Source organism: Mesorhizobium sp. WSM4307 (assembly GCF_007003945.1).
Taxonomy (GTDB): Bacteria; Pseudomonadota; Alphaproteobacteria; order Rhizobiales; family Rhizobiaceae; genus Mesorhizobium.
On record NZ_VFTB01000006.1, the window covers coordinates 345,103 to 358,678 of the forward strand.

At 59.4% G+C, this 13,576-nt stretch carries 13 protein-coding genes, 1 tRNA gene and 2 pseudogenes; 4 read left to right on the forward strand and 12 right to left on the reverse strand.

Annotated elements, in window-relative coordinates; genetic code table 11:
* Positions 1-9: 9 nt before the first annotated feature.
* Positions 10-267: a hypothetical protein gene (locus tag FJV83_RS16960; protein ID WP_095773424.1), complete on the reverse strand. Its 258-nt coding sequence runs from the start codon at positions 265-267 to the stop codon at positions 10-12.
* 626 nt (positions 268-893) lie between these two features.
* On the opposite strand from FJV83_RS16960, the pseudogene FJV83_RS16970 reads away from it, so the two are divergent.
* Positions 894-1,391, forward strand: a pseudogene (locus FJV83_RS16970) (SOS response-associated peptidase family protein); the annotation flags it as partial.
* 154 nt (positions 1,392-1,545) lie between these two features.
* Here the strand turns inward: FJV83_RS16970 and FJV83_RS16975 are convergent.
* From FJV83_RS16975 to FJV83_RS17015, 9 genes are all read right to left on the reverse strand, one after another.
* Positions 1,546-1,818, reverse strand: coding sequence for a helix-turn-helix transcriptional regulator (locus FJV83_RS16975; protein WP_095773171.1), 273 nt, complete (start codon positions 1,816-1,818; stop codon positions 1,546-1,548).
* Positions 1,819-1,913: 95 nt separating this feature from the next.
* Positions 1,914-2,204: a DUF983 domain-containing protein gene (locus FJV83_RS36450; protein ID WP_179296092.1), complete on the reverse strand. Its 291-nt coding sequence runs from the start codon at positions 2,202-2,204 to the stop codon at positions 1,914-1,916.
* A gap of 615 nt (positions 2,205-2,819) precedes the next feature.
* Positions 2,820-3,359 carry an NADH-quinone oxidoreductase subunit B family protein gene (locus FJV83_RS16985; RefSeq protein WP_095773169.1) on the reverse strand — a complete coding sequence of 180 codons (540 nt, stop codon included), beginning with the start codon at positions 3,357-3,359 and terminating at the stop codon, positions 2,820-2,822.
* A 19-nt stretch (positions 3,360-3,378) separates the two neighbouring features.
* Entirely contained in the window at positions 3,379-4,896 is a 1,518-nt protein-coding gene (locus FJV83_RS16990; RefSeq protein ID WP_142886793.1) for a nickel-dependent hydrogenase large subunit, read from the reverse strand.
* 19 nt (positions 4,897-4,915) lie between these two features.
* The gene (locus FJV83_RS16995; protein ID WP_142886792.1) at positions 4,916-6,367 is read right to left on the reverse strand and encodes a hydrogenase 4 subunit F; all 1,452 of its coding nucleotides are present in this window, start codon (positions 6,365-6,367) and stop codon (positions 4,916-4,918) included.
* The gene (locus FJV83_RS17000; protein ID WP_095773166.1) at positions 6,364-7,026 is read right to left on the reverse strand and encodes a hydrogenase-4 component E; all 663 of its coding nucleotides are present in this window, start codon (positions 7,024-7,026) and stop codon (positions 6,364-6,366) included. Before FJV83_RS17000 ends, FJV83_RS16995 begins: the two co-directional genes overlap by 4 nt.
* Positions 7,026-7,982: an NADH-quinone oxidoreductase subunit H gene (locus FJV83_RS17005; RefSeq protein ID WP_095790218.1), complete on the reverse strand. Its 957-nt coding sequence runs from the start codon at positions 7,980-7,982 to the stop codon at positions 7,026-7,028. Before FJV83_RS17005 ends, FJV83_RS17000 begins: the two co-directional genes overlap by 1 nt.
* Entirely contained in the window at positions 7,973-9,991 is a 2,019-nt protein-coding gene (hyfB, locus tag FJV83_RS17010) for a hydrogenase 4 subunit B (protein ID WP_142886799.1), read from the reverse strand. The genes FJV83_RS17005 and hyfB overlap by 10 nt, the downstream gene beginning before the upstream one ends.
* Positions 9,991-10,305, reverse strand: a complete 315-nt coding sequence (locus tag FJV83_RS17015; protein ID WP_095773164.1) for a helix-turn-helix transcriptional regulator — start codon at positions 10,303-10,305, stop codon at positions 9,991-9,993. Before FJV83_RS17015 ends, hyfB begins: the two co-directional genes overlap by 1 nt.
* 289 nt (positions 10,306-10,594) lie before the next feature.
* Between FJV83_RS17015 and FJV83_RS17020 the strand changes: the two genes are divergently transcribed.
* Positions 10,595-11,341: a fused MFS/spermidine synthase gene (locus FJV83_RS17020; RefSeq protein WP_142886791.1), complete on the forward strand. Its 747-nt coding sequence runs from the start codon at positions 10,595-10,597 to the stop codon at positions 11,339-11,341.
* Positions 11,342-11,577: 236 nt separating this feature from the next.
* On the opposite strand, the pseudogene FJV83_RS17025 reads toward FJV83_RS17020, so the two are convergent.
* Positions 11,578-12,339 (reverse strand): annotated as a pseudogene (locus FJV83_RS17025) (YoaK family protein); the annotation flags it as partial.
* Between the two features lie 103 nt (positions 12,340-12,442).
* Positions 12,443-12,715 carry a helix-turn-helix transcriptional regulator gene (locus FJV83_RS17030; protein ID WP_095773162.1) on the reverse strand — a complete coding sequence of 91 codons (273 nt, stop codon included), beginning with the start codon at positions 12,713-12,715 and terminating at the stop codon, positions 12,443-12,445.
* 308 nt (positions 12,716-13,023) lie between these two features.
* Here FJV83_RS17030 and FJV83_RS17035 point away from each other — a divergent pair, with 308 nt between their 5' ends.
* The gene (locus FJV83_RS17035; RefSeq protein WP_095773160.1) at positions 13,024-13,239 is read left to right on the forward strand and encodes an alkylphosphonate utilization protein; all 216 of its coding nucleotides are present in this window, start codon (positions 13,024-13,026) and stop codon (positions 13,237-13,239) included.
* A 256-nt stretch (positions 13,240-13,495) separates the two neighbouring features.
* A tRNA-Arg gene (locus FJV83_RS36455) sits at positions 13,496-13,572 on the forward strand.
* Positions 13,573-13,576: the final 4 nt, after the last annotated feature.

Genomic DNA, 13,576 nt, shown 5'->3' on the forward strand with positions numbered 1-13,576 from the left:
GGTATTCGTTCAACGGCACTCCCTGACTGGAAACATGTCTTCACCGTAGTGATGGAGCCGGGTGTGATGGCGGCGGCACAACCATCGGACCGTCAACGGCTCCTCGTATTGATCGTGATGGGCGTCGACGGCTTCGACACCGCAAACTTCACAAGTTTGCCTATCAATCTCGCCTGCCTTTAGGGCTCGCTGAACCGCGAGATGGGCTTCGTATTTGCCGGGATTGGCCCGTCGCCAGTTGGCCTGGCGGGTGTCCGTCTTCAGCATGTTTCGCTCCGCTTGATAGGCTGTGATCGTTAGATAGCACGCTTTCAGCACGTGCGGCCAAGAGCGGGTTTATTATTCGATCCTACGGCGCCGCGCATAGTCGGAGTGCGCCAGGTCCATTCGTGCCGAGTTCCTTACGAAGGGGTGCCGATGTCGTTTAGCGGTCGGGTTCCAGCCCGGAACACCCTCTACGCAGACTGACGGCAATGCCAAACGGCGGAGCACCTCTAACGGGCACGCAGCGTTCTACAGGCAAGCCAAACGGCAGCTAATCGTCAAATCCGAACAGAAGCGGACGGTCTGGAAACGGCCCCAAACACGCTATTCGATCGTCGCCTCAGCGGGGGGGCGCTCGATGACACGGGAGGTTTTTTGCAGCACCAGCGGTTTTGAGAAGCCGGTGCGAGTGGCGCTCGGTCGGTCGTGGAACACCGTCTAAACCGTGGACCGGGTAGCTCAGGCAGCGGATCAAACAGACCCGCGCCGCTCGGAAGGCCTTTGTTGCGGCTGCAAAGGAGGCGGATATTCTGGTTGAGCGAGACCCGTGGGGTTGATCACCCGCCGCTTTCCATGGCGCCTTCGCTTGCCCTAATATCAACAGAGGTCGCCCAAGTCTGGAGCCGTCCATGTGCAACGATTACGAGCAGCATATTATTTTATTTGGGCTGAGTATTGCCGGATGATGGCGTCGCTGGCGCTCAAAGTCCCCCACCCACCAAACCGAACTCGATTTGCCTCAGGTGGACGACGTCCGCATTAATGACCCGGCACCAATAATGCGCGCCGCTGATGACACGATCGAGCTTGCATCGATGACGTTCGGATTCGCGCCGGCCGGACCAAAAGGCGGGCCTGTGTTCAACTTCCGCTCCGAAGGGCGGCAATTCGGGAACAGCAAACGCTGCCTCGTTCCTGCGTCCGCGTTCTTCGAATTCACAGGGACGAAGTATCCGAAGGCGAAACATCGCTTCACGCTCAACGGCTGTCCATTCATGGCCGTCGCTGGGCTTTGGCGCGAAGCTGTCGGCAACAAGCCGGCCACCTTTACCATGCTGACGACCGATCCCGGGCCGGACGTCGCGCCGTACCACAATCGACAGGTCGTGGTGCTTCAGCCTGAGAATTGAGTATCTAAAACCGACCAGCTACCAGTTGGCTCCTGATGTTCTGTATATCGTCGCTTCATCGGTCCAATGGATGATACGTGTTCATCTTTCCTGCTTCACGGTTGAAACCCGCCGATTGATCGGTACCGGCTTTCCGACGCCGTCGAGGCAATCAATGTGTCCGGCCTGCCAGGCCGACAGGATGCGCCAGGCGCACGCCTCGGCCTCCGCCGCCACTGCGCTCATGATCGCCAATCAGCTCGATCCCTGCTGCTCTGAGGGCGATTACGACGTTCTTCTGCATGTCGAACGCGCCTGGTAGATCGCTCTCGCCGGCCTCCATTCGTTGGATGGCTGACAGCGAGATGCCGGCACGCTCAGCCAGGCTTTTCTGGTCAATTCCAAGCAATGCCCGGGCTGCGCGAATCTGCGAAGCGCTAATCACATTTTGGTCTCCAGACTACGGCTGCTTCGTATTGAAACAGTCATCGACCAACGCGACGGCGTATGGAAAAACGGCGTTTGTGATCAGTAGAGTGTTCATCCCGGCTCGTCGTTTTTAAGCCGCGAAAACCAGAACGCGCTGATCAAAGCGCCTTTTACGCAAGGTAACAAAAGCAGTATCAGCGCCACAATAATAAGAGAGATCAATACCATTGTGACGGCGAAGTATGACAGAAGAAGCCCTTGGAACAAGAAATACAGGGGGGCTGCAAAGACGCCCGCAATGAGGATAGTGAACCAAGGCGCCGCGTCATCAGATTCTATGTCACCAAAGCGTTCTCCACAAACTGCGCAACGCTCCACCTGCTTCAGGTAGGTGCGATACAATTTCCCCTGACCACAATTAGGGCATCGGCCCACCAAGCCTCGTGAAAGGGCGGCTGGCAGGGTCGGTCGTGCAAATCTACCGCTTCCTTTGTCCATTAATGATAATGTATAATACATGACACTCAATGTTTCAACACCTATATATCCACTGTCTGACATGATGCTGCATGGGTCCAGCGTCAGCTTGCGGCTGCTGCGCCATCAGATGGACACGGTCTGACCATGCACGCCTGTTGCGGACTGTCATTTCAGATGATCGGCCAACTCATAAGGCCCACTTGGACGCCTGAGCGTTCGCACTGAAGCCTGCCGCCGCTATCTCGTCGACGATTCACGGCGGAGGGCATGGGTTCCGTGAGGAACAGCGGAAGCTATCTGCCGGCGGGTGATGGTTCCTGGCCGCTTGGCTGACCCGGTCCAGCGCGCTCAACACTTCCGGATCTCGGCCTGCTCCCTTGCAATTTGCGGCAGCCCTTCGACCAAGTCGCCCTGCTTCTGCTTCACGCTACGATCGTTCAAGGCTCCGTTTTCACATCGAAACCTGGGCAGTCGGGATGCCTTTTAGGTCTGGGGGCTTTTGCTACCTAGTGGCGGAAAACCCCTCCACATCGATAGTCAATTTCGGGCAACACCGGCCTTTGAATTCACTCCCTCAAGCAAGGCGAGCAGGCCTTTCAGAATTTCGATGGGCGGTGGCGGGCAGCCTGGAATGTGCAGATCGACAGGCAACGCCTCCGACACGCCGCGCACCACGGCGTAACTGCCGGCGAAACAGCCGCCATTCTGGGCGCAATCGCCGAGCGCGACCACCCATTTGGGGTTGGGAGTTGCGTCGTAGGTCCGCTTCAATGCCTCACGCATGTTTCTGGTCACCGGCCCGGTGACAAGCAGGACATCGGCATGGCGCGGCGATGCGACGAACCGGATCCCAAAACGCTCGATATCGTAGAAAGCGTTGTTGAGCGCGTGCATCTCGAGTTCGCAACCGTTGCAGGAACCGGCATCGACTGCCCGGATCGACAGACTTCGCCCCAATCTTCTATGAGCAACCCCATTGAGGGCGCGTGCGAGCTCGTCAACCGCCGCGTCGCTCACTCGCGGCGGACGCTCGGTCAGCGGCGGGCGTATCAGGCTTTCGAAGAGGAGCTTGCGCATGATGGCTTGCCTTGGACCCTTAGAGGTCGTGTCCTGAATACGAGCAGTTGAACGATTTGTTGCATAGTGGGAAGTCGGCGACGATGTTGCCTTCGATGGCCGCTTCCAGCAGCGGCCATTGAAACCATGACGGATCACGCAGGTGACAGCGCTCGACCAGGCCGCTTTTACCAATGCGCAGCCAGGCCAGAATGTCGCCCCGGAAACCCTCGACGAGCGCCATGCCTTCATGCGGGCCGCCTGTCTGTGCCAAGTCGACGCGGATCGGTCCACCCGGCAGCTGTCGCAGGATTTGCTCGACCAGGGACAAGCTCTGCTCGACCTCGTGAATGCGAATCCAGACACGGGCGTTCACGTCGCCTTCCTGGAGGAGAGGCACATTGAAGTTGAGCGCGTCATAGGGAGGATAGGCCAGACTGCGTCGCGCATCAAAGTCCCGACCGGAGGCCCGGCCGACATACCCTCCGGCACGATATTGTCGAGCGAGTTCCACCTTCAGCCGCCCAGTTGCGACTGTCCGATCCTGTAGCGACGCGGTGTTGTCGTAGAGTTCTACAAGCGCCGGAAACCGCTGCCTGATCTCTGCGATCAGAGAGCAGATCGCTGTCGTCCCCTCGTCGTTCAGGTAGGTCGCCACTCCTCCAGGCACGACGCGGTCGCGCATCAAACGATGGCCGAAGGCAGCATCGCTTGCCCGCAATACGCGCTCGCGCAGGACGCCGCAGTGGGCATGCATGAGTGCGAAGGCGGCGTCGTTGCAGATGGCGCCGATGTCGCCCAGATGGTTGGCCAGACGCTCCAACTCGGCCATGAGCGCTCGCAGCCAGACCGCGCGCGCAGGAACCTCGATACCAAGGGCCGCTTCGACCGCGCGGGAAAAAGCAAGGGAGTATGCCACGGTACTGTCGCCAGAGGTTCGGCCCGCCAGCTTGGCAGCATGGTCGATATCGGACCCCGCCATCAAGCCTTCTATGCCCTTGTGCGTATACCCTAGGCGTTCCTCCAGCCGGACGACCGTTTCGCCGCTGGCTGTAAATCGAAAATGCCCTGGCTCGATGATGCCGGCATGCACGGGCCCGACTGGGATCTGATGCAGGCTTTCCCCCTCGGCAGGCAGGAATTGGTAGGGGGGCGCCGTCGCAACAGAGGTCCGGACGTGGGCACTCAACGGAAAGCTGATGCCCCAGTAGCCATGATCAAGCCACCGTCGCGTATCGGGCGCGCCTTGTGGCAAGAGCCCGAACAGGTCCGCGGCCGCACGTTCAAGGCGCAATGCGGGCGGATGCAGCAGGCCGACCGATGGGTAGCGTCCATCCGGACATAGCAGGCTGACAACGCCGATGTTCCCGACAGCCTCGTCGAGTAGCGCCATGTGAACGGTGCCTGGTTCGCCCCAAAGACCGAGCAAGCTCAAGTGACCCTCAGCCAGTTGCTCGACGGCAAAGCTCCATCTTTTCGAAGTCACCACTGCGCGCGACCACGGGAAATGGTTGTCGACACCCTTGCCAGCAAGGATGAGGTCGGTCAGTGCGGGCATGTCATTTCTCCCATCCGCTTCATCCTAGAAGGTTGGCGACATGCTGGAACCATATGACCAGCGGTGGTGGCAGATAGATGCCGGCGGCAAACACAAGCGTCAGGTGGGAATACGTCGGAACGTAGGACGCCTCGGCGGGCGCGGTGCTGCCTCGCGGTTCGCCGAAAGCGACGCCGGTCAGCCGAAGCAGCAGGGCGCCGAAAGCGAGCAGAATCCCGAATACCAACGGCATCGCCAAAAGGGGGTGCCTTGCAAATGTCGAACTCACGACCAGGAACTCGCTCATGAAGATGCCGAGCGGAGGGAGGCCGGCAATGGCAACGACGCCGATGACGAGCGCCCAGCCAAGCCCCGGATGCGTTTCCGTAAGCCCCCGGATCTCGGCGATGTTCTGTGTCCCCTTGATCTGGGCGATGTGGCCGACCGTGAAAAAGATCGCCGACTTGGTCAGGCTGTGCATGACCATGTGCAGCAGTCCGGCAAAATTGGCGAGCGGGCCACCCATGCCGAAAGCGAACACGATGATGCCCATGTGCTCGATGGAGGAGTACGCGAACAGACGTTTGATGTCGCGGCGGCGGTAGAGCATGAAGGCCGCGAAGATGAGGGAGGTGAGCCCCATCGTGATCATCAGTGGTCCAGGCGCGATCGCGTCCGGGCTAGCCGCGAGCAGCAGCTTGAAGCGCAGTACCGCATAGAGCGCGACGTTGAGGAGCAGTCCTGACAACACCGCCGAAATCGGCGTCGGGCCTTCCGCGTGGGCGTCGGGCAGCCAGGCATGCAAAGGCGCAAGACCAACCTTCGTCCCATAGCCGAGCAGCAGGAAGACGAAGGCGACGTTCAGCAGCGCCGGGTCGAAGCGCGCTGCGTGCTCGATAAGCACTGTCCAGACCATGGCATTCGTGCCTTCGCCAACAATCGGCTGCGCGGCCATGTAGACGAGGATGGTGCCGAAGAGGGCAAGCGCAATGCCGACACTGCCGAGTATGAAATACTTCCAAGCCGCCTCCAGCGCCTCGTGCGTGCGATAGATGCCGACCATCAGCACGGTAGTCAGCGTAGCAAGTTCCACCGCCACCCACATTAAGCCGATATTGTTCGACACGAACGCCAGATTCATGCCGAACATCATGATCTGGTACATTGCGTGATAAAATCGCAAATTCGTCGCCGTCAGCCGTCCGGTATCCAGTTCGTGCGCAATGTAGGAGGCGCTGAACACACTGGTCGTGAAGCCGACGAACGTGTTGAGCACGATGAAAACGATATTGAGATCGTCGACGAGCAAATACTGACCGGGCTGCGGCCGATCCGTGACGAGAAGCGACACCGCAGCGAGCAAGGTCAGCAAGCTCGCGGCGACATTGAGGCCAGCCGTTATCCGATAGTTCGGCAGGGTCGCCAGGAGTGCGGCCGCGCCGACCGGTATCAGCAAGATGGCGGCCACCGCATCGAGGGAAAACGCGGTCAACGATGTTCCCCCCTGTAGTCGTCGAGCGCGCCGACATCGACCGAGTCGAATCTCTCGCGTATGCGAAACAGGAAGACGCCGATGACAATGAAGGCGATCAGAATCGAGAAGGCGACACTGATCTCGACAACCAGCGGCATGCCCTTGGCGCCCGTGGCGGCCAGCACCAGGCCATTCTCGAGCGACATGAATCCGACAACCTGGCTGACGGCGTTCCGGCGGGTGACCATCACCAGGAGTCCAAGCAGTATGATGGACAGCGCAAAGGCAAGATCCTCGCGGGCGAGGGGATCGGCGTCGGGAGTGACCCGCAGCATCAGCACCATGGACAGGGTCACCAGACCTATTCCGGCAAGCATGGTTGGACCGATCCCGACGGCGGTCTCGATGTCGCGATGGATGCCGAGCCGCTGGATGATGCGGTGCAGGCCAACAGGAATGATGATCGCCTTGAAGATGAGGGCGATCGCCGCCGTGACATAGAGGTGATGGGCGTCCTGGATGTAGGCCTGCCAGGCCACGGACAGGGCGAGCACGATTGCATGAAGTGCAAAAACGTTGATCAGGGCGAAGAGGCGATCCTGGTACAGCATCATGAAGCTGACCAGCACCAGGCCGCCGGCGAGCAGATGAGCGATGTCGAAGGTGAGGCCGTTCATCAGAGGCTCCGTGAGACGAACAGCAAGAGCGTGCCGAGCAACGCCAGCATGAGTGCTGCGCCCAAAAAATCCGGAACGCGGAAAACGCGCATCTTGGCGATCGCAGTCTCAAACACGGCGAGGAGAATGCCGCACAAGGCAAGTTTGCCAAGATAGGCCACGGCACCCAGAGCAAATGATTTCGGCCCAGCCTCGACACCAGCCAGCCCCCAGGGGAGGAAGACACAGGAAATCAGCGACACATAAAGCAGGAGTTTGAGGAAGGCTGCGAACTCGATCATCGCCAGATGACGACCGGAATATTCCAAGATCATCGCCTCGTGGACCATGGTGAGCTCCAGATGGGTCGATGGATTGTCCACTGGTATGCGGGCGTTTTCGGCGACCGCCACCATCACGAGAGCGATGAGCGACATTCCGAGCGATACCCGCAGGCCGACCTGCGGCGAGCCCATGAAGGCGGCGACCGTGGACAACTGTGTCGCTCCGGCGACCAGCGCCAGGCTGAACACAATGAGCAGCATGGCGGGCTCGGCCAGCGAAGCGATCATCACCTCGCGGCTTGAGCCTATGCCGCCGAAGCTCGTGCCGACATCCATCCCTGCGAGCGCCAGGAAGAATCGGGCGCTTCCCAGCAGCGCGACAATAGCTATGAGATCCGCGGTCCAACTGAAAGTGAGCCCGGTTGCGAATGTCGGGATAAGCGCGGCCGCGACCCAGGTGGCGGCAAAGATCAGATAAGGTGTCACGCGAAACAGCCAGGATGCGTTGTCCGCCAGAACGACTTCCTTTCGCATTAGCCGCAGGAGATCGCGATAGGGTTGGATCAGGGATGGACCTTGGCGGCGCAAGAGTCGTGCCTTCACCTTGCGCACGAACCCGGTCAGGAGTGGCGCCAGCAAAAGCACCAGCATCATCTGTGCGCCCTGAACGGCCAACTCAAGGATCAGGGCCATAGTGCGAGTACCAAAAGCAGGACAATGAGAAAGAGAAATACAAGAGTCAGGTAGCGCCTGATCGTCAGGAACTGCAGATGGTTCAGGTGGTCGGTCGCAAAGTCGATAGCCCTGCCGATAGGCAGGTAAAACGTTTCCCAGATCACATCGTGGATTTCGACAGTCAAACGAGCCGGGCCAGTTTCGCCAGGCGCCGGCACTTCGACTTTTTCCCGCGCGCGGAATGCGAACGCGCCGAAGACGCGTCGAATGGGCTGTGCAAAGCTTATCGATGTATACTGCGCGGCGGGTGTTACGTCCGGGAAGCCGCAACCCCAGGCCGGGCCGCGGCGGAGCGCATGTGAGGCGAAGCGGTGAATGACGAATGCCGCGAACGATCCGGAGACAGCAATGAACAGGAACACCAGCAGGCCATTGTAAGAACTGCGGCTCGCTGCGATTGGCACGATCGACAGCCATGGCTCAGCCATCTGCACAGGCATCCGGCTGCCAAGCAGCGGAAGTGTCACCGCTGAGAGACCGTCGATGACGAGACCCGGCACAATGCCAGCCAGGAGACAAAGAGCCGCCAGGGTGAACATTGCCGCTAGCGAATAGCGGTCGACCTCGTGCGCCAGTTCCAACGCGGCCGAGCGTGGCCGGCCGAGGAATGTAATCCCGAACGCTTTCACGAAGCAGGCAGCCGCCAAGGCCGCCGAGAGCGCCAGTAAACCGCCAACGGCGGGCACCATGACCTTCAGGCCCCATTGCGGCAGATCTGGGCTCTGCAGGACGGCCTGGAAGGCCAGCCATTCGGAGACGAAGCCGTTGAAGGGCGGAAGCGCCGAGATCGCCACGCAGCCGACGAGAAAGGCAAAACTGGTCAACGGCATACGGTGGATGAGACCGCCCAGTTTCTCCATTTCCCGCTCTCCGGTTGCCGTCAGTACGGCGCCCGCGCCGAAAAACAGCAGGCTCTTGAAAAAGGAATGGTTGAGGACGTGAAACAGCGCGGCGGTGAGCGCCAGCGCCGCGGCCGATGGCATGGCGTTCGCCTTGAAGGCCAGAGCAAGGCCAAGGCTGACGAAAATGACGCCGACGTTTTCGATGGTGCTATAGGCAAGAAGCCGCTTCAGGTCCTTTTCCATCAAGGCGTAAAGAATGCCGAGAACCGCCGTCAGGCCGCCCAGGAAAAGCACCACAACGCCCGACCACCATGCCGGCTCACCGAGCAGGTCGAAAATGACGCGTATGAAGCCGTAGATGGCGACCTTGGTCATGACGCCGCTCATCAGAGCCGAGACGTGGCTTGGCGCGGCCGGGTGAGCGAGTGGCAGCCATATGTGCAGCGGTACCAGGCCAGCCTTGGAGCCGGCGCCCAGCAGCATCAGAGCCAGAACGAAAGCAGCGACGAGCGGGGCGGAAGCGGCCGCACGCATCGCTTCGAACGTGTAGTTTCCGCTCGGGCCGGCCAGCAGGCCGAACGCAAGCAGCAGCGCGAGCGTGCCGAAGCTCGCCATCACGAGATAGATGTAGCCCGCTCTCGCATTGTCCTGCTCGCGATGGTGCGCCATGACGAGCGCCCAGGAAGCGAGCGACATGAATTCCCAGGAAAGCAGGAAAGTGAAGGCGTCGTCCGCCAGCACGACCAGATTCATCCCGGCGAGGAAGGCAGGGAAGAACGGCAGCACCCGATGCGGCGCAGACTCATGCCTGCCGTAGCCGAGGCCGTAAAGACTGGCCATGCCGCCGCCAAAATTGACGACGACGAGGAAAAAGGTCGAGAGCGCATCCAGACGGAAATGGGCGCCAATCCATGGCAGCCCAAGCGGCAGCTCGGCAGTCGACGGGGTTACGGGATCATCGGCGACACGGCTCGCGAGAACCAGGAGCACGGCCGCCGATATGCTTAGCGTCAGGCCGTAGATCAGGCGTGTTCCCGAACCCGATCCGTGGCTTGACGCAATCGCAAGCACCGCAGTTCCCAGGAGCGCAGCAACGCCCCACAGGAGGACTGCAGCCCCCGAAATCACGCCACACTCCTCACAGGGACTTTGGCGTCCGTATCAACCCCGCCCATAATTTTGGCGGGATCAAAATCTGCTTTCAGCCGCACGCCGCGCCCGCCGATTTGGCTGGAGGCGCCTTCAGAAATCAATTCGACGCCGGCGAGGTCAAGCGCCCCGATCAGCTTCATTAGGGAATCTACATTGCCCCGGATAATCGACTCACTGGCTTCCATACGTTGAATTGTCGGCACCGAAAGGCTGGACAATTCGGCAAGCCTGCGCTGGTCGATGCCAAGGAGCGCCCTCGCGGCACGCAACTGTGGAGCAGTTATCACGGTCGCATCCCCTTTTTGATCAGCTTTGACGTATTATCTCTAAGCGCTGCAGCATATATTAAAATGCGGCGCATTCAAATAATGATGCGTGACGCATCTGTCTCGAAGCTGTAGAAAACTGGGAGATACGAGTTGGGAGGCGCCGAGCCTCGCCGATTGGTGCCCTGCAATTGCGAAGAGCAGCCCGCTGCAAAATGACGGGCGAACCCCCTCGGCTCCGCATGAAGGGGCCAACGAACGGAAAACCAGCCGAGCGGCGGATTTAGGAATTGGCTGTGATGACAAGGTCATGATCCGGGTTGCGAAATATCATACCGATTTCGGCAACATCGAGGTTCTGCGGGCCAAGGACTCCGGTTCGTTCATTTATCGCCAAGGTGGCTGCTATCAAAGCGAGTGCGATCCGAATGGCGTCAGCGTCGTGCCGTATATACACGCCATCTTTGGTCTCCTCGCACAAGCGCGAGTGTCCGATGTCCTGATGATCGGTTGTGGCGGTGGCAGCCTGGGCACGATGCTGGATAGGATTGGTGTGCGTGTTACGATCGTCGACATCAATCCAAAGGCTTTCCAGATCGCCCGAAAATACTTTGGGTTACCTCGTGGAGTTCACTCCTTCATCTCCGACGGGCGGGATTTTTTGCGCGCCGGCCGTCATCGCTACGACGCTATCGTTCTGGACGCATATTCCGGGCGGCGCATCCCAGATCATTTGTGCGCCGAGACATTCTTCGGCTTGGCGCAGACGCGTCTCAAGAATTCTTCCGGTATTCTGATCGGTAACGTTCATGCTCGTCACGACCTCGACATCATGCCGGATCGCGTTGCTGTAAAGCTCGCCAATATCTGGGCGGATGTGAGACTGCTCGATATCCGCGGCGCTCTGGATCGCAACGCACTCGTCATGGCAGGCAAGGTACGAGATCTCGTCCAGCCAGTGCTGCTAATGCCGCCGTCCGTCGGAGCCGAGGAGATCGAACAGGAGCTTGGCCTCCTGGCGTTCAGGCCTTGGCATGTACCACGACGAGCTGCCTAAGGTGCGGCGCCACTGACAAAGCATGAGCCGAACGCCAAGTCATGCTGGGTTCTCGATTGCTTCTCTCGCCAGCCAGTTGCGAAGGTGGCACACTGCGGGCCGCTGCAACGCTTCGGAGGTGGCAACGGCATAACAGGCGAACCGTGTTGGCCACCAATCTTGTCGCCAGCCATCGCGAATGTGCCGCCAAATCCGGCATGTGGCAAAGCCCTGTCGCGCTACTGCCAGAGCCGCTTCATGCGGATGGACACATCCTCCAGGACTGGCATGGAGGCCAGCACAAGGAGAATGGCGGCAAGAAACAATGTCGCTGCAAAGCCGATGTGTTTGAAACCCACAGCGCCGATGACGCCGCCGATAAAGAACAATGCTACGAGCGACGCAAGCAGTCTCAGCTTTCTCCGATCTGCTTTCACGAACAGTCTGTCCGAGTCATTGCCTGAGATGTTCCAGTAAAGCAGCTTGCCGAGTTCGATGCCCATATCCGTCACCAGGCCCGTGACATGCGTCGTCCGGATTCTGGCTTCCGATAGCTTGGTGATGATGGCGTTCTGCAACCCCATGATGAAACAAAGCAGCATCACCGTCATTGGCACAAACAGCGCTTCATGACGCGCAAGATGGCCGCCGAGCAGACCGAAACAGATCAGCAGGATCGCTTCCAGGACAAGCGGGAATGCGTACTCGCCCTGTAGGCCTTGCCGCCGTCCCCAGTTGACCAAGACTGCCGAACAGGCCGCGCCTGTGACAAACGACAACAACGCCCCCAACCCGGAAAGCGCCAGCCCGACATCGCCGAGTGCCAGATGGTCCGCCATCGACGAAACGATGCCGGACATGTGGGACGTGTACTGCTGAACCGCCAGGAAGCCGCCAGCGTTGGCGGCTCCTGCGATGAACGTCAGGAAACGGGCGAGGTGCCGATCGGTTCTTTCGCTTCGTTCCTTTCCGGTCAACCGACGCAGATACACGATCATGAGCGAACCGTGTCTTTCCATGCGGAAAAGCAGGACCGCAAGCTGATGTGCCGGGAAAGGCTCATTGAGTGTTTCTGGAGATGGGGGCGGTGAATGCGTGGCGTCGATGCTGTGCTTTGTAGGCCTAGTTTGGCTTGCCCGGCAGCGTGTCTGGATGGCGGAACCTGACACCACGGCCGCCATCGTCGCTACGCACATGTTCGCTGAGAAGCTCGACGCCGGCGCGGTTCAGGGCGTTGATCACTTTCATCAAGCTATCGACAACGCCTCGCACATTGCCCTGGCTGGCCTCCATTCGTTGGATCGTCGGCAGCGAGACGCTCGCCATTTCCGCCAGGGTTTTCTGGTCGATGTTGAGAAGGGCGCGGGCAGCACGAAGCTGGGAAGCAGTGATCATTGGGTATCAGCGTCTGAATATGAGAAATGATATCCACCATGGTATCATTGACGTATGAAACATCAATACAAAGCGAGAAAATATTGATCGGCCCTTGGCACGACGGGGCTCGGCAATTATCGTCTCCGCATGACTCAACGCTACGAACCTTTTCAGGAGCCGACCGGCACCTGGACCGTCAACGATGCTTGGACCGGACGGCCCGCCGAGATGGGCAGCCGAACCATCGTTGGAATGAACCGGCACGATGCCGAGGAACTTGCCGATCTCCTCAACGGATTGAATGCACAAAGGCCGGAAGCGAAATCATGAAGGTCACGGACAGCAACGGCACTCCGCTGAGCGAAGGAGATTCCGTCACGCTCATCAAGGATCTCAAAGTCAAGGGCACGTCCGTCACCCTGAAACACGGAACGCTGATCAAAAACATCCACCTCACGGGCAATGAAGATGAGGTCGAGGGTCGAGCCGAGAAGGTCAAGAACCTGGTTCTGCGGACAGAGTTCCTGAAAAGGCGTAGGTGATCGGATTTCTTCACTATTTGGCAGACCGTATTGAAGACGCATTCGTGCGTTGCAGGGTGCAGGTCCGGAGTGAGGAAGGCCCATCCTAAAGGTTCCGCTCATTACCGGCCGCCATCTCGTATTCGATACGTTAGGCGTTCGGCTTGACTGAACTTTGGCGAGATTTACTTCGACATCCTCTCGACCAGAGCAAGTGGCTGATTTGCATTGCCCAGCACAGCCGCGAGAAAGGCCGAAAGCCGGAGCTGCAGCCTAAAGAGCAATCTTTTGGTAAGCTCCGGATTTCTACTCCGTAGGCAGAGGTCACAGGTTCGAATCCTGTCGGGTGCGCCAACTG